The following is a 22,344-nucleotide window of genomic DNA, read 5'->3' on the forward strand; positions in this document are numbered from 1 at the left end:
TCTATCAACGTCAGCATTTATGCCACTTTCTTTTGTTACAAAACTATTTTTTATAAAGTAGATTATTTTTCTATTCCAGCAGCATGTCCTCACTGCTGTTTGCATGACCCGTACTAAGACTTCCATCATGACCGGTATTCATCGCCTGAAGCATATCAAGAGCCTCCGCACCACGCACCTCACCCACAATAATGCGATCTGGTCTCATCCGCAGTGCCGTACGAATCAGATCACGGATTTCAATAGGCACCGTTCCCTGACCATTTGCCATACGTACCTCCAGCCGCACCAGATTTTCAATTCCATTCAGCTGTAATTCGGCGGAGTCCTCAATGGTAACGACCCGTTCCCCAGCCGGAATATGCTCTGACAATGCATTCAGAAATGTAGTTTTACCAGAGCCGGTTCCACCGGATATAAAAATGTTGTACCCGGCTTCTACGAAAACTGCCAGCACATCTGCCGCCTCTTCTGAAATGGATTCCAGACCCGTCAGCTCTTCCAACGTCATCACGGAATCTGAAAATTTTCGAATGGAAATACAGGAACCATCTAACGCCACCGGCTGTAGCACGACATTTACCCTGGAGCCATCCGGCAGTCTGGTATCCAGTATTGGCTGCGCCTCATTGACCACCCGGTTCGCCTTTCCCGCAATCTGCTGAATGATATCTGCCAGCCGTTCTGCGGTCAGGTGTCCTTTTTCCCAGCGATATAACACACCGGATTTTTCATAAAAAATATGTTCCGGTCCGTTCACCATAATTTCCGTCACCTCCGGGTCATCCAGTAACTCCTGCAAAATATCCAGCTTTCGAAGAGAATTAAAAATCTGCTCTTCATACTGTTCCCGCTCCGCCAGCGACATCAGCTTTTCCCTGCCAAAATTTCGCACCTCCACCTGGATTTTCTCCCTTAATTCCCCATCGGATATCTCCCGTGACACATCAATTTTCTCCAAAATCTGTTTCCGCAGATCCTGCCAGATCATCTCCATACTTATTCTCCTTCTCTCTATGCAGTTGTGCTGCCTGTTTTCCCACCTCTGTTTCCATCCACTCATACAAAAGCTGACTTCCCGTCGTATCAGCCCGAAGCTTCCGAACTGAAATTTTCTCTATATGCACAGGCCTGTCCCCCACGCATTTTTTTATAAACATCCTTCGTTCTTCCAGCGCACATTCCTCTATGACACCCTCTTCTGACAACAGAAAAATGCGATCTGCAGCCAGAAAAATCTGTTCACACCCTCGTACCATTGTTCCCAGCGCAAGCACTGCCAGCGTCTCTTTCCGATTTAGAATACAATGCAGCAACCGTCTGACATCCACCTCATCCATCTCATGAAGCACCTGCGGATTTCTCGTCGGGCAAATATAATCCAGTCTGTCCGTTCGCCCGACATATCCCCCCAGATATAAATCTTCTTGCCTCCGCAATGCCAGGATGAGGTCGCTTAAATCGGACTCATTCTCCTGTAAATGCAGTAATTGTGCAATTCCACTGCACTCCGCCAGTTCCAGATACAGTACCGGTATTTCCCTTGACCACATCCATGCGCACAATGCCGCAAATGCACTGAGCTGTCCCACATTTCCTGCTCCGGTAAATACATACATTTTTGACTTCTTATTTTCCGGGTTGCCTGCCATTTTCCTGCCACGCAGTACACACCGCGATACAATTTTGCGATACAAAGTATCCCTGCTCTGGTAAGGATGTATATGTGTCTCATCCTCCGCCTCTTCCTCGCTGAAAATAATGCTTCGCTCAGCCTGCTCTGCCATTTCTGCAACAAATGCTTCCGTACCAATTACCGCATCCCAGCGTCGTTTTTTTTCGTTTTTCTTCCTTTCATCGGAAATGATACCTTCCGGCTTCCCACTTTTTGTTTCGGAACTTTCCGGACTCTCTGCCAGTTCCACTCGCATTCCATTATCCAGGCGTTCATTCAGATACAGCGCCAGTTTTTGCATATATGTCTTGTCCAGACCACCAATTAAAATGGTATGACCCTGCACACTTTCACCCCCAAAACTACGATATATCCCAAAAGAATTGCCATTGAAAAATGAAACCGGTGTCCGGGACGGTTTCTCTCGGGATAGGGTATGATCTCCTTGCTTCTCACGATCATTTGAAAATATTGAATACAGTTTTGCATACTTTCACAAAACTGTCTCTGATTCAGCAATCTGCCGAATGAGAATCCTGCTGCCAGCAGGAAAGAAATACAGATACAATAGATTGCAACCTGACCACCATTCAGGCAGCCGATCACACTAAATAATTTTACGTCTCCGGCTCCAAGTCCGTGCATCCGAAACGGAATCCAGCATATACATACAGGAAGTAACAGTCCCATCAGGAAATCCTTACAGCCATTCTCACAGATTCCTGGAATCCTCAACAAAATCCCAACCAGTAATCCTGAAAACAACAACTTATTTTTAATCTTCCCGGACGCAGCATCCATCGCCGCAGCACATAATAGTAACACCGCAGTTACACTGATCTGAAGTAACTCCACATGTGTTCCACCTCCTTTGTGAGACCGATTATAGGGGCTTTTTTTCCTACTGTCTACCCCCTTTTTTCTGCCCAATTTTGCCCTTGTGCAATTTCACAACACTTGCAGCAACATAATGCCGTAAAGTGCCGCCATTCCGCTAAAACCAAGGGTTCCGTATGTCAAAACACTGATGAGATTAACCCCGATGGCCACATTCAGACCATGTCCTGCAAAGAACGCATTCAGAAAGTGGGTACATATAAAACAGACCACCACGCGAGCCGCGAAATTCAAGAGAATTTCAGCATTTTTCTTCAAAATTCCGATCAGGATCACCAGCAGACATACCCCGGAAATAACTGCAAGCCCATACATTTTTTCCATGCCGCTTCCTCACAGATTCTTTTGTTGTAATATATTATTTTTGTGGAATTTTATGCTATTTTTCGTATAGATTTCCGGGTATATGCTTATACTGTAGCATAGATTTTTTATCTGATTTTTGTTACAGGAGGTGACAAACTTGTCAAATTTCTTTTTTCATCCGAAGTCACAGACTATGTCCCAGCTCCTTGCCGCTGCCATAGATCATACAAAACTGGAGATTGATACCGCATACCGCAACTTTGAGCATGCGCTGGAACCGGATCTCATCGACTGCTATATTTATCAGCTGCAGTCCGCGCAGATGCGCTACCAATTTTTGCTGAACTGCGCAAAAAAAGATGCCAATACGCACATCAAAAGATAATGTTTGATAGGAAATTCATTGTAATTCCCTATCAAAAAAGCCCCATTCGCGGATGTTTTGCAGCACATGCAAAACGCTCCCGAACAGGGCTTTTCTTTCATATTTTTTTAACTTTCATCCAGATTTTTACTAACCTGACTATCTTTTATCACTCACCACTTGCAGAAGTGTGAGTCTTCTCGACTGAGATAACCCCTTACTGGATCGTCAGCGGCTCCTGCGTCTGGCTCTGTCCCAGTCTCCACACATCCAGCAGATCTTTTCCGATCACCACGCCTTTATTTGTATCAGCACACTGGATCGCTGCTGCCATATCCGGTGTCGCCATCAGCACTTTTCCCTTTGCATAGACATAATATGCACTGGTAGCGTTCAGGTTCTTCATCTCCAGAATATTGGACTCCTCATTTATGATCAGCTTTGGAACTACCTGCGTCACATTGGAAGATGTTGCCTCACTCAGTAGGTTCAGGGTAACTTCTTTCTGCTTCGTATCTGAAGTTGCAGATCCCACACTCACCTGCTCTTTTTCCTGCATATCGCGATTCATAATAGTATCTTCAGTCGTCTCAGCATAGGTATCACCACTCTTTGTCACACGGCTCAGATAAATACTTCCGTCCTCGATACGGATTCCTGTTACATAAATACCCGGAACTTCATAAGTCTTCAAAATAGCATGGTCGCTGTTCGTCGTATCCATGATCAGCACCTTACTGAGGGCCTGCGTATCCGTCTGGGTGTCCGTGCTGAAAATATCAGAGCTGTTTCCGACGCCATAAATGCAGTCACTTTCCAGGAAACCGAGCGGTTTGAGCACCTGTCCGGCCTCCGCGGTAACTTCATAAGTGTCATCTTTTTCCAGATCCGTCACATGCATGGTGCTTCCATCTTCTGTCCACGCAATGTAACGTCCGTCCTCAGAATTTGCCAGCATATCCGGTTTCAGATCATCAATAAATACTTCTGCTTTCTTTGTATTCAGATCAATTTTATACACCTGATTGGAAATCGTCATATAAAACGTTCCGCTGTCAGATACATACATCAGCTTTCCGATCTGTTCCTTCACGATCTCATAAGATAACGTTGTCGGAACAAACAGCATTTCTTCCACCGTATTTGTCAGACAGTCGTAATGGCACACGCTGACGCCAACCTGTCCTTCATGTTCTCCGCGGTTCATATAACCATAGACAACGAAATCCATGCTTCCACCTTCATCCGTGGTACGCAGGATCCGAATATCATGTTCGTTATAATTTTCCCGGATATCCATGCCTTCCTGACTGCGGAAACTGAACACCTGTGTCATTTTATTTTCCACCTGATTATAACTCCACAATTCGCCCTGCTGCACAAAACAGATCACGTTTCCGGTCTCATTTGCTTTAAAATCCACATCACTGGAACGGATTCCCAGATTGATAGTATCTTTTGATACCTGATTTCCCTCTCCACGGAAAATCTCTTCCACGGTACGCTCAAAATTCAGCAGATATATTTTTTCCGCACCGACACGGACACGGTAATATTCTTCCACATTGTAATATTCTGACTCACCGCCATCACCCACGGATGACATAATGTACTCCAGCAAAATGACCTGATAATCGTCATTCATCTCCTTGATGGAAACAATCGGATCCGTCACTTCTGTCCCCTGGAAATCTCCCCAGCAGGCCTGCGCCAAACTGTTATTGATCGTCACTTTCTGCAGTGTTGTGTTGTCCGCCGTGGAAGACGGTTCCATATAGGAACTCAGCTCAGACTGACGCTCTTTGTCCATGGTAATGGCATGAAATTCTTCCACAAAATCCACGCACTGCTCAATCTGGCTCTTTCCTGTTTCACGAATCCTTGTATAATACCGGCTCGTCTGATCCCCGGTTTTCACCTGCAGGATAAACTGGTATTCCGTGTTGTCCTCCAGCAGATTTTCCACGGTTACCGTGCCTGTTACAGAAGAAGAGTCCCCGGATACGGACACCTCACCATCCTGTACCAGACGTTCCCCGTTCAGGCTGCGGATCTGAAATGTCACTTTTTCAATTTTGCTGCCATACGGATCGATCCGCAGGGACAGTTTTCCATTTGCCGGCAGCGGAGTGATGGTATCACGCATGGAAACCACCGACATCTCGTCCACATATCCATGCATCTCATTCAGCAGACGGTCACCATCCACCACATAAACAACCGGCAGTGTCGCCTCTGCCATATCCGTTGTCAGATCTTTCGTCTCATGGTTTGTCAGCTTTGAAAATGCAAACACGGCCACGATAAATACTGCCAGCAATATAAAAAATTTCTGTATTCCTTTACGCATCCGCTGTATCCCTTTCTTCTCTCATCAGTCTTTCCAGTGTTGGGGAAATATGAAGCTGTTTCAGCAGCCCGGTCAGATCCTCTGACCTCTTTTTCTTACCTGTTCTGACGGCCCGCAGCAAAATATTTTTCGGTGTATGCTCCATATCGATAAATTCCAGCACCTGCACCTGATAACCGGCCTCTTCCAGCAAATTTGCCCGAATGGCATCTGTCAGCAGTGCGGACATACGCTCTTTGATCAGTCCATATTTCAGCACCGGCTGCAACAGATCGTTCTGGATCTGTCCATTGACCTCATGCTGACAGCACGGAACCGACAAAATAACTTTTGCGCCCCAACGGACAGCCTTGTCCAGCGCATAATCCGTTGCCGTATCGCAGGCATGCAGTGTCACAACCATATCCACATGATCCACACCGTCATAATCTGCGATGTCACCAGTCAGGAACGATAACTTTTCATATCCATATTTTTCCGCCAGCTTCTGGCAATGGGCAATCACATCTGCTTTTAAGTCTAAACCGATAATCCGCACATCATAGTGTTTCAGTTCATGCAAATAATAATACATAGCAAATGTCAGGTAAGATTTTCCACATCCAAAGTCTATAATAACAGATTCTCTGGTCTTTGGAAGTTCCGGAACGATATCTTCAATAAATTCTAAGAAACGGTTCATCTGGCGGAACTTATCATACCTGGAATGCACGATTTTTCCCTCTTTTGTCTGCACCCCGAGGTCATGCAGAAACGGAACCGGCACTTCCGGATCCAGAATATATTTCTTTTTGCGGTTGTGCTCAAGAGATGCCGTCGGTGCCGGACAGCCAGACTTTGAACGGCGCACCGTCCGCTTTCCTTTTTTGCTCACCAGCACCTGAATCCGCTCCTTCGGATGCAGCACCTCCAATTGACGAAATCCTTCCATCCATTCCTCTGTTTTTTCATATACTTCCTGTTCCGACAGATTGTAATGCTGTACCTGCTTCTGCGTGTACGCACTTGCCTGAAACAACAGCTGTCCTTTTAACAACACCGGTCTGATTTCGATTTTGCGCACATCATCTTTTTTGCGTGGTCCGCTGATGATGATCTTTGCAAGTTCACGGTCCATACAGCCGCCCAATATTTCTTCCCATGCCTTTATCATAATGTTATATTTCCTTTTATACCAGAATTATTGTGTCTTCTTTGTTCCTGTACAGGTGTGAAAATTTTTCTTTCCCTGTAAACTGTGATAATTATAGGGTATTTTTTCCCGTCATACAAGACCTAATACCATCTCCGGCAGCGATAATGCCTGCATCTTCTTCGATACATTTCCTGCATGAGCATCACCTGGATCAGCTGAAAATACCGTTCCTCCGGATTCAGCTTTCCATCCTCCTCCACATCCTGCGGATTCAGTTCCCGGTAGATCCTGCGGCAGATTAGTTCCATCATCAGCCGGTCCGGATACCGATCAAACATCATACTGCCCTCATATTCCATCCGGTCACACTCCCGATCCACCAGTTTCTGAATATTTCGCGCATCCCGGGGATACATTTCCTGCAGACGCCGGCAGTCCTTCTCGTACTCCGTCTCCTCAAACATCGTATTCTGCATCGGATATGTCATATAAAACGGCATTTTTTCGCGGGTATACGGATCTTGCTCCACCCACGGATACCTTTCCTGTCCAAAACTCATTGCATACACCAAATCATATCTTCGTTCTTATCACAACATATGCGCAAAAAGAAAAATCTGTGTCAGTTTTACCAGACACAGACTTTTCTTTTTCACCTGAAATTGTAACGAGAAGATTTCCCTCCATTTTTGTTCTGTACGCATTTCCCCCACAGTTTAAGATGCCTCCCGGCGCGGTGCATTCTCACGGATCCGCTCTGCGATCAGCAAATATTTTTCCATCACATGGGCATAGCCGTTTTTGCAATGCGGAACCGTACAGTTATCGCAATTTTTAATACCATTTGGCAGATACTCAAAATTTCCGCCACAGTCCTTGCCTAAAAGATACAGCGGACAGTAACAAAACAGGCAGTTAAACTCTTCCTCTGCAACTCCGGTGTGACATGGGAAATATTCACATGCACGATTCTGGAAAAAATCAAAACCTTCTTTTTTCATGATATCCTCCTCCACGATGTAAAATTTATGTATTCCCACTCTTTTTTCTCTCATTCTTCAATCAGGCTATTGCCCATTTTCCTTTTCCTGCACGCTGCTGAAACACGCTGGCAAAACTGTCTACATGGCGATCAAGAATATCCATCACGCTCTGTTTCTCCTCTGCCCCGTCATAAATGCTGTAAAGCAGGAAAATCGGTCCATAAAAATCCAGAACCAGCTGGCTGGCTTTCTGGCTGTCCTCTGTCAGCTGTTCAAACATCGGCTCCATATAGGATACCGGTCCTTTGGCCAGATATCTCTGATACAGTTTCGCCATTCTCGGATCACGATACTGCTCCAGTGTCAGTACTCTGCGGAAACAGCTCGGAAATTCTTCGCTAGTCCAGTACTGAAACTGTTCTTTTGTATATGTCTTGATCTGCTCAAAAGCTGCTGCCTTATCGCCCACATCCACTCTGGCTGCTTCCTTCGGCAGTTCACATTCTGCCGCCTTTGCAATAATGCAGTCCAGAATTTCCTGTTTGCTCTTGTAATGCTTATAAAGCGCAGCCTTTGTCACTCCCAGCTTCGCCGCAATGTCATTCATGGATGTCCCCGTGTATCCATTCTGTGCAAAAAGCTGCAGTGCCTCTTCCAAAATTCTTTGTTTCATCGGTTTCTCTCTCATCTTCGTTTCCTCCTGTCATAAAAAAGCTTCTCCAGGAATTGTATCTTGCAGGAAAATACATTTGTCTTATAGAAATCTCCTGTGATTTGCTGTAAAACAAAAAAGCTGCGGTAGTCTCTTGACTGCCGCAGCCGATTTTCTGCAAAACATATACGCCTGTAACTCCAATTCCGAAAGTATGCAAGCACTTCCATTTAAGCAGGTCTCCTGACTCGCATATCCTCAGCTCCCGCACGCCTTCTCAGGATCACTCCCAATGACTGGCTTTCGCCCTGTGCGGTGCCTCCATGCCTACAGTGGCGGTACCGTTCCGGATTCTGACCGGATTCACTATTCTTCACGTATCTCATGCCTTTTTCAATGCAAAATACATGACACTTAAATGTTCTATTCAGATATCTACAGTATACAGAATCATCCCCCAAAAGTCAATCTGTTAGTGCAAAAAAGTTTCCGATTGGTTACTGCTTTTGCATCGCTTTCTGTCTGCTGTTTCTAACCAAATATACGTCCAAAAAGAAAGAAGCTCCCCTGACATGACAGAACACATTCAGAGCAGCTTCTTTTTCAAATTTATTTATTTTGGAGAGGTTTTGAAAAATTTCACTTATTTTACTGTATGCAGTGTTTTACACAGGCCTTTACAGCTGCGCTGACAGCTTCTGCCACACGTTCATCAAAAGCTTCCGGCAGAATATTGTCCTCGGAAAGATCTTCCTCAGCCACAAGTCCTGCCACCGCATTCGCTGCAATCAGCTTCATCTCATCTGTAATCTGTGTGGCCCGGCCTTCCAGCGCACCTTTAAAGATTCCCGGGAAAATCACCACATTATTTACCTGATTCGGGAAATCACTTCGTCCGGTTCCCACAACTCTTGCACCTGCGGCTTTTGCCACATCTGGCATAATTTCCGGTATCGGATTTGCCATTGCAAAAAGAATGGCATCTTTATTCATACTTGCAACCATTTCTGCGGTCACAATGTTTGGTGCTGATACACCGACAAAAATATCTGCATCTTTCAGCGCATCTGCCAGTGTCCCTGTCGCATCCTCCAGATTCGTCACTTTCAGCATTTCTTTCTGCATCCAGTTCAGATCCGGAGACTGGCTACTGATCATACCGTTAATATCACACATGGTAATTTTTGGAAAACCGTATAATAACAGCAGTTTTGTAATGGCGATACCTGCTGATCCGGCTCCGTTTACAACAATTTTACAGTCTTCTTTCTGTTTTCCTACTACTTTTAACGCATTGATGATACCAGCCAGAACCACGATGGCCGTTCCATGCTGATCATCATGGAATACCGGAATATCCAGTTCCTGTTTCAGCCGCTCTTCAATCTCAAAACATCGTGGTGCGGAAATATCTTCCAAGTTGATACCGCCAAATCCCGGCGCAAGTGCTTTCACAACACGAATAATTTCTTCTGTATCCTGTGTATCCAGACAAATAGGAACTGCATTTACACCACCAAATTCTTTAAATAATACTGCTTTTCCTTCCATTACAGGCATAGCTGCTTTTGCACCGATATTTCCAAGGCCAAGTACGGCACTTCCATCTGATACAACTGCAATCGTATTGCCTTTCATGGTATAACGGTATACTTCTTCTTCATTTTCTGCAATTTTTTTACAGGGTTCTGCAACACCTGGTGTGTATGCAATAGCCAAGTCTTCCCGTGTCTTCACTTGGGCTTTCGATCTGATCTCAAGTTTTCCCTTCCACTCTTCATGTAATTCGAGTGCTTTTTCATTGATCGTCATATCTATGTTCCTTTTTCTTCTACCACCGGCAAGCTTACATTACATTCTGCGGTGTTCCATTCAAATATTTTACTACGTTGTCAAATACGATTACTGCTCGTTTTACCATAGCTTCCTTACTTGCAAAAGCCACATGAGGAGTCAGAATGGTGTGTTTTGCGTTTACAAGCGGATGTGTCTTCGCGATTGGCGGCTCCGTCTCAAATACATCAATGCAGGCTCCTGCGATCTTGTCGTTATTTAAAGCATCTGCCAGAGCCTGGCTATCAAGAACCGGTCCTCTCGCTGTATTGATCAGTACGGCATTTGGTTTCATCAGGGCAATCTTCTCTGCACTGATCAGTCCTTTTGTCTCTGCATTTGACGGCACATGCAAGGAAACGATATCACTCTCTGCCATCAGTTCATCCAGTGATACATAACGGATATTGTCCACCTCTTTCTTTGTTCTGCTGTACGCAAGCACCTCACAGCCAAAAGCTGCTGCAATTTTTGCCACGTTCATTCCAATGGCACCGGTTCCTACAATACCAAATTTCTTGCCCTCCAGCTCACAGCCGATGAGACCGTCTTTTGTGCCTTCCTGTCTGGTTGTCGCATCGCAGGCTGCCAGATTACGGTAAAACATGATCAGCATGCCAAAGACAAGATCGGAAACTGCTGCGGTGGAATATCCTGCACAGTTGCATACAACCACACCATTTGCTTTGCATGCATCCATGGCAATATGGTCAATTCCGGTAAATGCAACCGATAATAATTTTAACTTTTTGCATCCATTGATGACTTCCTCATTCAGAGGATTATTTGCTACCACAATGATCTCCGCATCTTTTCCACGCTCGATCAGTTCCTGTGTATCTGTCGTTTTTGTGTCATAATAAATAATCTCCACAGAATCTTTTAATGCATACTGGGCCATAGACAAAAGTTTGTCTTTCTCCACTCCAAGCGGCTCAATAATTACTAATTTCATTTCCATTTCCTCGCTTTCGGCTTTTCTTTTTCCTAATATCTCTGTTTCATATCGATTTCGTTCAACAACGGTTTTCCGGCTTCATATAATTTCAGATTTTCACAGAACAGGTCAATTGCTCTGTCAATATATAACTTGCTGTCCGCTGCACAGTGCGGTGTAATGATCACATTGTCCATATCCCACAGCGGGCTGTCACTGCTCAACGGTTCTTCTTCCACCGCATCAAGTGCCGCACCGCCGATCTCCCCGGTCTGAAGTGCCTGGATCAGGTCTTCTTCTTTGATAATCGGTCCACGGGCGATATTGATCACTACCGCTGTTTTTTTCATGATACGGAACTTGTATATATTAAACATATGTCTGGTCTCATCAGTCAGCGGTGTTACGATCACCACAAAGTCACACAACGGCAATACCTTGTCCAGATCATCGTTGGAATATACCTCATCAAAATATTCCAGCGGTGTCACCCGGCGTTTTACTCCGAGCACAGTCATTCCCATAGCCTTGGATAACCGTGCCACTTCACATCCGATGGCACCGGCTCCGACAATTCCCACTGTCAAGCCTTCTGCCTCTAACGGCTGACACTCAAATTTCTTATCCCATACATGGTTTAACTGTCTGCGGTACAGTTCGGACGAATTTCTCATAAAGCTGATCATATAACCTGCCGTTGTCAGGGCCATGGTTTTTCCATGAATCCCTTTTGCGTTCGTCAGTCTCACCGGAAGTTCGCTGATGGAACCATCCATGATTGGATTCACACCAGCGGAAAAAGAATTGATCCATTTCAGCTTTTTGGACTGTTTGCAGTATGTCTCCGGCATCTTACCGCTGCCGCCCCAAATAAACAGCACCTCTGCATCATATCCTTTCTCCAGTGCTTCCTCCTCATTTCCACACCAGTATACCTTACCAGAAACACACTTTTCAATCTTTTCAATATGTTTTTCTGTTACTACCATCGGGATCAGATCACTTTTTTTATACATTACCAATACATCTGCCATGATTTTCTCCCCTTATTTTGCGATCCACAGCGTAAGCTGCGGAATAAATGTGATTAACAGCAGTACCACTAGCATGGAGATAATAAAAGGTAAAATAGCTTTTACCAACTTCTGCATGGATACTCCAGATACGGACATTCCGGTAAACAGGCAGGTACCAAACGGCGGTGTTACAAATCCGATACATACTGCGGTACACATTACAATACCAAACTGCAGTGTGCTGATTCCAAGCTGCTGGATTACCGGCAGGAACATTGGAATCGTAATCAGAAGGATCGGTGTCGCATCCATGATACATCCCATGATCAGTAAGATTACCAGGATAATAAGAAGGATGACATATTTATTATCGGAAATACCAAGCAGTCCGTGTACCAGCATCTGTGGCAGCTGTGCGTAAGATACAACGAAAGCAAATAACGCTGCGCCGGCTACGATAAACATAATATTTGCAGTTCCTTTTGCGGAGTTAAATAAAATCTGCGGGATATCTTTGATACTGATTTCTTTGTATACAAAGATTCCGATGATCAGCGAGTACAATACGGCCAGAACAGCGGATTCTGTCGGTGTACAAATTCCGGAATAAATGGAACCAAGAATGATCACCGGGGAACCAATGGCCGGAATTGCTTTTAATAATGCTTTCAAAAATGCTCCGAGATGGAATTTTTCCTGAGAACCGTTTTCTCCTCGGTCCATGCCTTTCCATCCATTTTTCCTGCAGACGAACCATGCCACGATACCAAGTCCGATCGCCATATAGATTCCTGCCGGAACCCCCATCAGATACAAATCTGTCAGGGATACGTTTGTATTTACTGCGTAAATGATCATTGCCGTTGATGGTGGAATGATCGGTCCTAAAACCGCTCCTGCCGAAAACACAGCCGTTGAAAATTCTCTGCTGTAGCCGGCTTCCAACATATAAGGAAGCATGATGGCACCGATGGTTACACAGCAGGCCATTGCAGATCCGGTCATAGCCGCAAAAATCGCACATACTACGATCGTTACAAGGGCAAGTCCACCGGTCACATTACCGATTGCCATGTTACATACATTTACCAGACGCTTTGCGATACCGCCCTTGGCCATCAGATCTCCTGCCAGAATAAAAAACGGAATACACATCAGCGCTGCCACATCACATCCGGAGAACAGTCGTTGAACAACGGTCATGGCCGGAATGCCTTCCAGGATAAAAAACAGAATGGAGGAGAGTCCCAGGGTTGCTGCCACCGGTACACCGATCAGCAGTAACACAATGGCTACGATCAGAAAAATAATTACATGTGCGGTCACTGTTCCTCTCCTCCTTCCGTCTGATCTTTCTTTGTCAGTTTCACAATATCATCCAGTGCCCGGTAGAAATATGCATAACTTAACAATGCAAAGGCCACTGGAAATACCAGATATGGGAACATCATACTGAGTCCCGTATTTGCTGATTTTGACAATTTTGCAATTGTCATCTGCATAAACCCATATTTCAATACGATTACTACAAATACAAATCCTGCGATATGCTGCACTAATTCCAGAATCTGTTTATGTTTATGTTTTTGTTTTTTCATCAGATCCTCAATAATGGAAACTTTTACATGCTCCAGATTGAGTGCGATATAGGCCGCACCGAGAAATACGGCCCATATCATGATGTAACGTGCAGTTTCTTCTGTCCATGAAAAACCTTTATGGAACAGATAACGTCCAAATACCTGGATTGACAGCACCACTGTCATATAGGTAAAACACGCGATCAAAGCAACTTTCAGGATCTGTGAAATATACTTGTTTATTTTTTGCAAAACCTGCATAATTACACCTCTCACTTCCGTCAGTTCTATTTTGCTGTTAATGCTGTGATTGCCTCATAGTATTTTGCACCCTGCTCATTGTCAGAAAGGAACTTATCATAAACGCTCTGTGCTGCATCCTTGAACGCCTCTTTGTCCACGTTGTCTGTCTTCTCTGCGCCACCTGCAACCATTTCATCCAACTGCTCCGCATTTTTTGTCTCAAGATTCTTTGTGCAGTCAAGTGCAGCCTCTTTTGCAGCCTTTGTGATCACATCCTGAAGATCCGGTGTCAGAGATTCAAATTTTTTCTCGTTTATTGTAATGCCGTTAAAATGTGTTGCATACTCCATTACGGAAATATATTTTGCATACTGCTGATAACCGTCTGCGATACATACGTTGTTTACGTTATCACATGCATCGATAGTTCCCTGCTGTAATGCGGTCAGTACTTCGTTACCCGGCATTGTCTGTGCACTTGCGCCCCATGTGTTCCATGTATTGATATATACATCAGAACCTGTTACACGAACTTTCAAGCCTTTCAGATCAGATGGTTTCTCCACAAATCCTTTGGAGGATTCCAGGTTACGGAAACCTACACACTGCAAATTTAAGATTTTTGCACCGGTGGATGAGAAGTCATCCTGCATCTCCTGGCATACATCAGAATCCAGGAAGGTATAAATATCGTCATAATTTTCAAACAGATACGGAAGATCAAGCACAGACAGACCAGCGTCATATCCGCTCATAATCGGTGTGTTGTTTACTGCACAGTCCAGTGTTCCTGCAATCACAGAGTCCAGTGATTCCTGATCGTTACCCAGTGTTCCTCCACCGTATACGGTTACTTTCACAGCTCCGCCAGATTCCTGAGATACATAATCTGCAAATGTATTTGCCAGAATTGCCAACTGATTTTCTTCACTTGCAGCGAAATGGCTCAACTTTAACTCCAATGGATGATCTGCGGAATACTCACCAAAATCTTTTCCGGAGGTATCTGCTTTTGCTTCTGTTCCTGCGGATGTGTTGGTATCTCCACCTGCGCTTGCATCTGGTTTGTCATTTCCGCATCCTGCCAGTAACGCTGCTCCCAGACAACCGATTAATAACATACTTACGACTCTTTTTTTCATAATTATTCTCCTTCTCTAAATAAATGTGCCCTCAATATTTTTCTTATACTAAATTAAAATCCCTTGTAATACGTTTTGTTTTTATACCACATAAATCTGTCTCGGTGTTGTCTCCACTCTGACTGCACCGTCTTTTGTAACCAGATACTGATCACAGTAATTACCAAATGCTTTTCCGGTATTGATCTCAGGATGGATCGCAAAAAACATATTTTCTTTGACTTTCATTGTCTCACCCTTGAAGAACGCAGGTCTCTCCACCAGATCATATCCCTGTCCATGTGCAAACAGTCGTGTCTCCGGCTGTAATCCATAGGAAACCAGTTTATTGTTATAGATTTCCAGCATCTCCGCACAGTCAGCACCCGGTTTTACCAGTTCTGCAGTGAAATCCTGCAGTTCTTTGGAAAGATCCCATGCATACTGAAGCTCCTTGGATGGCTGATGTCCGATACAGAATCCCCTTACAATTTCTGCATAATAACCGCCACCACCGTTTGCCTCAATCATAAATACCAGATCATCGCCATCTTCAATGCGTCGGTTCTGATAAAAACTGTGTAATTTCGGTGTCGGTGTTCCTTGCGGTGCAGAACCCATCATAACCAGATTTTCCTCACTGCCTTTGCTGATCAGAAATTTGTTTACCTCTGCTCTCAGATCATATTCATACATACCTGGATGTAAAATACCCGGTACCATCTGAAGTATCTGATCATGTAGGGCCACGGTTCTGCGGATTGCCTGAATCTCATCCTCACTCTTTACGGCCTTGATCTCATCGACCATTTCTGTCGCGTCAATGAATGTCACATCCGGCAGCGCTGTTTTGAGATAATTTACCAGTTTATAATTCAGTAAAGACGGTGCAATCAGTCCGACGGTCTTGCACTTATGATCACAGATATACGCTTCCATCAGTTTCGCGTCATACAGATCTGTATAACGAAAGGTTCTGAAATACGGTGCGCCGAGTCTATTCTCGATTCCACGCTGAAACCATACCGGTGGCAGCGGATTATACGGAGAAGAACTTGTAATCGTTGTCATCTCTCCCTTTGCCGGAAAAAGAACACTCATCGGATACGCCTGCTCTGTCGGCAGATCTGTAAAATACCGGAAATATCCACCCAGATACTGATCGGCATTCTGTGCGATTAGCACATCAATTCCCTGATCCTGCATCGCAGCCTGTACCGTAGACCAACGGCGTTTCATCTCCCGGTCACTCATCGGGAAACGAATTCTTGTCTTAAACTCTTCCGGAACTCCTGTTACCCATTCCATCTGTTTTTCCTCCTTCTGACCTTACTTCAGGCTTGCTTTCAGTGCATCTTTTGCCATTACTTCTTCTGCTCTCTCAAGAACGTTTTTCGCATTGATATAAACCGGTGTATCTACCATCTGTCCATCTACCGGAACAGATGCAGATCCTTTTGCAATTCCTTCTTCTTCAAATGCTTTTGTTACTTTTCTCGCCCATGCTACACGCTCCGGATCCGGAGAATATACACGCTCTGCGATCGGAATCTGACTTGGATGAATAATCTGTCTGCCCTCAAAACCAAGCTGTGCACCGGTCTTTGTATTGTACTCAAATGCAGCATCGTCTTTGTAGGATGGGAACGGTGCATCTTCTGCTACCAGGCCTGCTGCTCTTGCTGCCACACCGATTTTTGCACGCGCATAAATCTGCTCCTCTGCTGTATCTGTTCTTGTTACACGCATGTCTCTTGTGTAGTCTACCGCACCGAAAATAACTGCTACAAGACGGTCGCTGGCAAATACTGCCTCATCTACGTTCATCACGCCAATCGCTGTCTCTATGAGAATTGCAAGTTTGATTTTTCCAACCGGAAGACCTCTTTTTTCCTCCAGATCTGTTACAATAAAGTCCAGACGTTTTACATCATCTGCACCGGAGCATTTCGGAAGTGTAATTCCATCCAGTCCATCGACAACAACTGCATTTAAGTCATCCATGGTAAGTCCTGTATCCCATGCGTTAATTCTTACCCATGCCTCGGAACCATGAACACTCATCTCTTTGATGTGCTCCCGTACCATTTTTCTTGCGGTCTCTTTCTCTGCCGGCGGTACTGCATCTTCCATATCCAGTGTGATGACATCAGCCCCAAGTGTAGGTGCTTTCAGGATAAATTTCTCTGAATTTGCCGGTAAATATAAGTCTGTTCTTCTTACTGCCATTTTTTGTTCCTCCCAATTTTCACGTTTTATAATTTTTTATTGTTGGATATGTGTGATCATATCTGACATTATGTTTAAAGTTTTTAAAATTCCTGCACCGGTTTTCTCACCACGTCAATGATGGAACCGTCCCGGTATTCCACAATTCCTACAATTTTATCTGTAAATTCCGGTTTTATAATTTTGGTTGCTTTCTGATCTCCAATGGTCTTCAGTTCCTGAATATCCATAACCGGAAGTCTGGAATGTTCCAGCAGTTTTCTCAGATCTGTCCGCTTCGGATTGACGGCAATGCCGTATTCTGTCACCAGTACATCCACGGTCTCTCCCGGTGTCACTACCGTTGTGACCTGATCCCGCAGGATACACATGTCACGTTTTACCAGGTTTGTGACAACCACTGCGATTTTTGCACCTGCTGCACAATCATTGTTTCCACCGGAGGAACTTAAGATCACTCCGTTTGATCCGGTTACCACATTGACGTTAAAATCCACATCAATCTCTGTTGCTCCCAGGATCATGATATCCAGTTGGTTTACCAGACAGCCTTTTGTATTTGGATTTGCGTACTGCGAAGCACTCATGGCCATATGTTTCGGATTATCCCGGTAAGATTCAATGGCTACGGAATCAAAACACTGTACATCCAGCAATCCCTGAAACAGGTCTTCTTTTAACATTTCAACAAAATAAGAAGTAATCCCACCGGATGCAAAAGATCCTCTGATCTTCTTTTCTTTCATGATCTGTCCTACTGCGGCTGCTACCGCAATGGAAGTTCCACCGGCTCCGGTCTGCATCGACATTCCGTTTTTGATATATCCGGTCTCGTCCAGAAGCTGTGCGGTCATATCCGCGATTTTGAGGTTTTCCGGATCTGTGGTCGGTTTGGTCGGTCCAAAAGAGATTCCTTCCGGATTCCCGATACTTTCTACCTGCACCACATAATCCACTTTTTCCTGCGATATCTCAATGGGACACGCCGGAAACTCCATCAGATTATCTGTCACAGCCACTACCTGATCCGCATACTGTGCATCCGCATATGCATAGGATAAAACACCACAAGCTGATTTTCCGTATGCACCGTTCATGTTGCCGTATGCATCACAGCAGGGAGCTGATATAAATGCCACGTCAATATGTAATTCCCCTGCCTCGATGGCCCTTGGCCGTCCACCATGACTCATAAACACAGCAGGATGTTTCAGTTTTCCATTTGTGATTGTCTTGGCCAGAGGCCCCGGTGAAATGGTACTTACGGTGATCCCCGTCACCACTTCCTCTTCGATCAATTTCACCAGTGGCTCATGACACTTAAACAGCCCTGATGCAGCAATATGTATATCCTTAATCCCCATTTTTGCGATGGCTTCCATGACTAGATTCACAACCTCATCCCCATTTCTCATATGGTGATGAAAAGAAATTGTCATGCCATCTTTGATCCCTGTTTTTTCGATTGCATCTTCGATAGAAGCAAGCAGTTTTGAATCAGGCTCTCTGCCTTTTTCAATCACAGCACATTTGCTCTTTGCAGTTGTTTTTACTACCTCCGCTTCTTTTTTCGAATAAGCTCCTGCAAAAGCCGGTTTCTTCATTTTCCGAAGTATTTCATCCGGGATCTCACGCCCGACTGCATTTATCATCTGTATCCCTCCTCCCGGTTACCAATTGCTCACTTACTTGATGTCTAGATGATAGCATTCATGTGTTTTTATTTCTGTATCATAGGTTACATGTTCCAATTCCTGTATCACCTGATACATTTTTTTGTACACTATGACTATTCGATTTTTATTTTCATTCTTTTTTCATTGTGCTATATTTATAAACGGAGACATGGTTTTATGCACAAAATTAGATGATAAATATCGGTTTACGTGATAAGATAACATACGGTATTTATCCTGTTATGAGAGGGAAAAATGGGAAAAGAACAATCATTTAATATAACAAACATGAGAAACTTTTTTGCATGGGAAAATATGGAAAAGCTGTTTGCTGACTGCCCTACGATTACATTAAAGAAAAACGAATGTATCTATGCCACAGATCAGATCCTCACCGATGTTTTCTGGGTTTCACAGGGAATGGTTGAAGTCTTTATTACAAACGAACAGGGACATAAACAAGTCGTGGCTTTTCACTACCCAGACAGTATCGTAGGTGAGATTGAAGCGCTCTACGGAGGCCCCTGCGGTTTGACCTGTATCGCATTAAAAAATAATACCATTGTACATAAGTGTAACATTGAAGTATTTTACAACAGAGTGTTGGAACTTGGATTGATGCGCCAGTATGTCAGTATGCTAGCCGGAAAGACTCATACAAATGTACTGCAGCTGGCTACAGTCGCTCTGGATGACTGCGAGGGACGTGTGCGTACTTACTACAACAGCGAGCTCACACATCAGCAGATGGCAGAGCTGATCGGCTGTTCCCGGGTACAGGTAACACGAGTTCTGAACAATCCTAATTTTTATAATTCAGAAAAGGATAACTGACAGAAACATATAAGATATGGAAAAAAATTTAACAAAGGGACCTATATTAAAAACACTCCTGCTGTTTGCACTCCCGATGATGCTCGGAAACCTGCTACAACAGATCTACAACATTACCGATACCATCATCGTGGGTCGGATGCTTGGCTCCAGTGCCCTGGCTGCCGTTGGCAGCACTTACACACTGATGACATTTCTGACTTCCGTCATGATCGGTCTCTGCATGGGATGCGGCGCGTTGTTTTCCATGCATTACGGCGCCGGCCGCCACAGAGAAATGAAAGAATGCATGTGGGTTTCCTTCTGGCTGATCCTGCTTGTGACCGTCATTATGTACCTGATCGTATTTCTCGGCACAGACGGCATTCTTACCCTACTGCAGACACCAGCAGATATTTACAACCTGATGCGCATTTACTCCCGCATCATTTTTATTGGAATCGGATTTACATTTTTATATAACTATTTCGCATTCGTACTGCGGGCCATTGGAAACTCTGTCCTTCCGCTGATTTTTCTGGCAATCTCCAGTCTTTTAAATATTGCGCTGGATCTTTGGTTTGTCATTGGACTGCACCTCGGTGTCGGCGGTGCGGCAGGCGCCACCGTGATCGCCCAGGCAGTCTCCGGCATCGGCATCACCATTGCGGCACTCTGGAAAAATCCGCAGCTGTTCCCGGCAAAGGAACAACGCATTTTCCAGAAAAGTACCTTTTTGGAGATAAGCCGTTACGCATTTTTTACCTGCCTGCAGCAGTCAGTTATGAACTTTGGCATCTTAATGGTCCAGGGACTGGTAAACAGCTTCGGCACCGCCATTATGGCCGCTTTCGCCGCAGCAGTAAAAATTGACACGCTGGCTTATATGCCGGTACAGGAATTTGGAAATGCATTTTCCCTGTTTATTTCACAGAATCATGGTGCAAAACGCCCGGATCGGGTGAAAATGGGAATTCACACCGCAGTCCGGGTATCCATTGCATTCTGTATTATTATTTCTGCCATCGTATGGATCTTCGCCCGACCACTGATGCAGATTTTTGTGGATACAAGTGAAACTACCATTATTATGGAAGGCATCCGGTATCTGCACATTGAAGGTGCATTTTACTGGGGCATCGGCTGTCTGTTTCTGCTCTATGGCCTTTACCGTGCCATTGAAAAACCGGCCATGTCACTGGTCCTTACGATCATATCCCTGGGAACCCGCGTGGCTCTGGCTTATGCTCTGGCACCAACGACTCCGCTGGGTGTTGCCGCTATCTGGTGGGCCATTCCGATCGGATGGATCCTGGCAGATTTAACAGGATTTCTCTACTACAAAAAAATTCATAGTTCAGACTAATTTTTATAATCAAACCATTAATTTCTTTCATATACAAAAAAACTGTGAGAAACGGAAGTCTTTTCCATCCTCACAGTTTTTATTAATACATTACATCTTTTCTTTCCAGTTACAATCCGAAAAAATAGCATTCTTAAGTAAATCTGCTTTAATCATCCAGCAGCATATGATAGAAATCCAGATATTTTGTATCATGATTTTTTGTTGCTGCAATGGCAGTTCTCGGATGCTGATCCGTCAGACCGGTCAGCAGATACGGGATATTATAGCCCCATACTGCACCATCCTCAATAAGCTTCAACATATGTTTCTCAATAAAAGAAAGAACCGGTGCAATCTCATATTTCGGATTTTTCAGGAAACCAAGCAAACCTTCCAGCGAGCTGTTTCCTGCACCACGCCCCATTCCCATGACGGTTCCGTCCACCATACTTGCACCGATGGACAGTGCCTCAATGGTATTTGCAAAAGCACACTGCTGATTATTATGTGCATGGATTCCCACCAGTTTTCCACTCTCCGCCATCGCCTTCAGATACATATCCGTGATCTCCCGGATCTGGATTGGATACAGGGAACCATAACTGTCTACCACGTAAACACCGTTTACTGAAGATTTTGCCAGCATCTCCAGAGCCATCTGGATATCACGCTCCTGACATTTGGAGATTGCCATAATGTTGCAGGTTGTCTCATAACCTTTCGCCGCTGCATCCTCGATCATTGCGATCGCCTCCGGCATGGTATTGATATAAGTAGCCACACGGATCAGATCCACCGGGCTGTCTGCACGGTCTTTGATGCTGTGTTTGTAATCGCAGCGTCCCACATCCGCCATAATGGAAATCTTCATATCCGTATCATTATCCCCAACGATTGCACGGATATCCTCATCCTCCGCGAATTTCCATTTTCCAAATTTATTTACATCAAACTGCTTTTTGTCCGCACGGTATCCAAACTCCATGTAATCCACACCAGCCGCCAGATTTGCTTTATATAAATCGCACACAAAGTCATCCGTAAAATAAAAATCGTTCACCAGACCTCCATCACGCAAAGTTGCGTCCAGTACACGGACATCTTCACGCACTGACATCATGTTTCCTTTGATTTCCATCATTGTCTTTTGTCTCCTTTATTTCAAAATCACTTCTGTCATTTTATC

The 22,344-nt window shown here is 44.5% G+C and carries 22 protein-coding genes and 1 riboswitch; of the genes, 3 read left to right on the plus strand and 19 right to left on the minus strand.

The genetic code is table 11. The annotated features are described in order from the left end of the window. Positions 1–70 precede the first annotated feature (70 nt). From Q0I54_RS10095 to Q0I54_RS10110, 4 genes are all read right to left on the minus strand, one after another. Entirely contained in the window at positions 71–997 is a 927-nt protein-coding gene (locus Q0I54_RS10095) for a CpaF family protein (protein WP_367270828.1), read from the minus strand. Next, the gene (locus Q0I54_RS10100) at positions 948–2,021 is read right to left on the minus strand and encodes a hypothetical protein (protein ID WP_296118427.1); all 1,074 of its coding nucleotides are present in this window, start codon (positions 2,019–2,021) and stop codon (positions 948–950) included. The genes Q0I54_RS10095 and Q0I54_RS10100 overlap by 50 nt, the downstream gene beginning before the upstream one ends. After that, positions 2,000–2,530: a prepilin peptidase gene (locus Q0I54_RS10105; protein WP_296118428.1), complete on the minus strand. Its 531-nt coding sequence runs from the start codon at positions 2,528–2,530 to the stop codon at positions 2,000–2,002. The genes Q0I54_RS10100 and Q0I54_RS10105 overlap by 22 nt, the downstream gene beginning before the upstream one ends. Positions 2,531–2,623: 93 nt before the next feature. Further along, complete coding sequence (locus Q0I54_RS10110) at positions 2,624–2,896, minus strand: pro-sigmaK processing inhibitor BofA family protein (RefSeq protein ID WP_294785508.1); 273 nt, start codon at positions 2,894–2,896, stop codon at positions 2,624–2,626. A 139-nt stretch (positions 2,897–3,035) separates the two neighbouring features. Between Q0I54_RS10110 and Q0I54_RS10115 the strand changes: the two genes are divergently transcribed. Then, complete coding sequence (locus Q0I54_RS10115; protein ID WP_296118429.1) at positions 3,036–3,263, plus strand: YaaL family protein; 228 nt, start codon at positions 3,036–3,038, stop codon at positions 3,261–3,263. Positions 3,264–3,459: 196 nt separating this feature from the next. On the opposite strand, the gene Q0I54_RS10120 is transcribed toward Q0I54_RS10115, so the two are convergent. The 14 genes from Q0I54_RS10120 to citF form a co-directional block, all read right to left on the minus strand. Next, positions 3,460–5,592 (minus strand): YncE family protein, encoded by a 2,133-nt coding sequence (locus tag Q0I54_RS10120; RefSeq protein WP_296118432.1) that lies wholly within the window; start codon positions 5,590–5,592, stop codon positions 3,460–3,462. After that, positions 5,585–6,745: an SAM-dependent methyltransferase gene (locus tag Q0I54_RS10125; RefSeq protein ID WP_367270829.1), complete on the minus strand. Its 1,161-nt coding sequence runs from the start codon at positions 6,743–6,745 to the stop codon at positions 5,585–5,587. The genes Q0I54_RS10120 and Q0I54_RS10125 overlap by 8 nt, the downstream gene beginning before the upstream one ends. A 122-nt stretch (positions 6,746–6,867) precedes the next feature. Then, positions 6,868–7,287, minus strand: a complete 420-nt coding sequence (locus Q0I54_RS10130) for a hypothetical protein (RefSeq protein ID WP_296118433.1) — start codon at positions 7,285–7,287, stop codon at positions 6,868–6,870. A gap of 156 nt (positions 7,288–7,443) precedes the next feature. After that, positions 7,444–7,728, minus strand: coding sequence for a cysteine-rich small domain-containing protein (locus Q0I54_RS10135; protein ID WP_296118436.1), 285 nt, complete (start codon positions 7,726–7,728; stop codon positions 7,444–7,446). 61 nt (positions 7,729–7,789) lie between these two features. Then, positions 7,790–8,398: a TetR/AcrR family transcriptional regulator gene (locus Q0I54_RS10140; RefSeq protein ID WP_296118437.1), complete on the minus strand. Its 609-nt coding sequence runs from the start codon at positions 8,396–8,398 to the stop codon at positions 7,790–7,792. A gap of 179 nt (positions 8,399–8,577) precedes the next feature. Beyond that, positions 8,578–8,794, minus strand: a riboswitch (cobalamin riboswitch). A gap of 216 nt (positions 8,795–9,010) precedes the next feature. Continuing rightward, complete coding sequence (locus Q0I54_RS10145; protein WP_296118438.1) at positions 9,011–10,174, minus strand: NADP-dependent malic enzyme; 1,164 nt, start codon at positions 10,172–10,174, stop codon at positions 9,011–9,013. A gap of 34 nt (positions 10,175–10,208) precedes the next feature. Beyond that, positions 10,209–11,150 (minus strand): 2-hydroxyacid dehydrogenase, encoded by a 942-nt coding sequence (locus Q0I54_RS10150; protein ID WP_296118440.1) that lies wholly within the window; start codon positions 11,148–11,150, stop codon positions 10,209–10,211. Between the two features lie 32 nt (positions 11,151–11,182). Further along, entirely contained in the window at positions 11,183–12,166 is a 984-nt protein-coding gene (locus tag Q0I54_RS10155) for a D-2-hydroxyacid dehydrogenase (RefSeq protein ID WP_296118441.1), read from the minus strand. Positions 12,167–12,178: 12 nt separating this feature from the next. Further along, entirely contained in the window at positions 12,179–13,474 is a 1,296-nt protein-coding gene (locus Q0I54_RS10160; protein ID WP_296118442.1) for a TRAP transporter large permease, read from the minus strand. Then, complete coding sequence (locus Q0I54_RS10165; protein WP_296118443.1) at positions 13,471–13,989, minus strand: TRAP transporter small permease; 519 nt, start codon at positions 13,987–13,989, stop codon at positions 13,471–13,473. Before Q0I54_RS10165 ends, Q0I54_RS10160 begins: the two co-directional genes overlap by 4 nt. Before the next feature lie 26 nt (positions 13,990–14,015). Next, positions 14,016–15,113: a TRAP transporter substrate-binding protein gene (locus Q0I54_RS10170; protein WP_296118444.1), complete on the minus strand. Its 1,098-nt coding sequence runs from the start codon at positions 15,111–15,113 to the stop codon at positions 14,016–14,018. A gap of 81 nt (positions 15,114–15,194) precedes the next feature. Next, entirely contained in the window at positions 15,195–16,400 is a 1,206-nt protein-coding gene (locus Q0I54_RS10175; RefSeq protein WP_296118445.1) for a M24 family metallopeptidase, read from the minus strand. Positions 16,401–16,421: 21 nt separating this feature from the next. Next, positions 16,422–17,321 carry a CoA ester lyase gene (locus Q0I54_RS10180; RefSeq protein WP_296118446.1) on the minus strand — a complete coding sequence of 300 codons (900 nt, stop codon included), beginning with the start codon at positions 17,319–17,321 and terminating at the stop codon, positions 16,422–16,424. Between the two features lie 83 nt (positions 17,322–17,404). Further along, positions 17,405–18,973 carry a citrate lyase subunit alpha gene (gene citF / locus Q0I54_RS10185; protein ID WP_296118448.1) on the minus strand — a complete coding sequence of 523 codons (1,569 nt, stop codon included), beginning with the start codon at positions 18,971–18,973 and terminating at the stop codon, positions 17,405–17,407. 279 nt (positions 18,974–19,252) lie between these two features. Here citF and Q0I54_RS10190 point away from each other — a divergent pair, with 279 nt between their 5' ends. After that, positions 19,253–19,831, plus strand: a complete 579-nt coding sequence (locus Q0I54_RS10190; RefSeq protein WP_296118450.1) for a Crp/Fnr family transcriptional regulator — start codon at positions 19,253–19,255, stop codon at positions 19,829–19,831. A 16-nt stretch (positions 19,832–19,847) separates the two neighbouring features. After that, positions 19,848–21,176, plus strand: coding sequence for an MATE family efflux transporter (locus Q0I54_RS10195; protein WP_296118452.1), 1,329 nt, complete (start codon positions 19,848–19,850; stop codon positions 21,174–21,176). 148 nt (positions 21,177–21,324) lie between these two features. On the opposite strand, the gene Q0I54_RS10200 is transcribed toward Q0I54_RS10195, so the two are convergent. Then, entirely contained in the window at positions 21,325–22,299 is a 975-nt protein-coding gene (locus tag Q0I54_RS10200) for an aldolase catalytic domain-containing protein (RefSeq protein WP_367270830.1), read from the minus strand. Positions 22,300–22,344 lie beyond the last annotated feature (45 nt).

The sequence above is a fragment of the uncultured Eubacterium sp. genome, from assembly GCF_934295145.1.
Taxonomy (GTDB): Bacteria; Bacillota; Clostridia; order Lachnospirales; family Lachnospiraceae; genus Eubacterium_I.